Below are 309 nucleotides of genomic sequence, written 5' to 3' on the forward strand. Positions count from 1 at the left end.
AGCCTATCCGGAAAATAAGGAAGTTGTAGCCGAGCGCGAGAATTTTGGGGTTACCACACCTAACAAATTTCCCGTTGCGCCCGACTACAACCGAATACGAAGCTACCATACACGCCGATTTTTTGCCTTCTCCCGCACTCTGGGCCGCCGCTGACCCGCTGCTGCCGGAGCCGGCCAGCGGCCCTGGTAAGCGCGGCCGGCCGGCCGCCTGTAACCGCCAAATGTTTTTTGCCATCTACTATATTTTGGTTACGGGGATGCAGTGGAAGGCCTTGCCGCGGTGCTTGGGGGCAACCTCCACGGTCCATG

General features: G+C 58.6%; 1 protein-coding gene. It reads left to right on the plus strand.

Going from position 1 to position 309, the window contains the following annotated elements; genetic code table 11:
- Positions 1-122: 122 nt before the first annotated feature.
- Positions 123-309, plus strand: a 187-nt coding sequence (locus GM79_RS26400) for a transposase (RefSeq protein WP_161787092.1), incomplete at its 3' end; no start/stop codon positions are given.

The sequence above is a fragment of the Hymenobacter sp. IS2118 genome, assembly GCF_000715495.1.
Classification (GTDB): domain Bacteria; phylum Bacteroidota; class Bacteroidia; order Cytophagales; family Hymenobacteraceae; genus Hymenobacter.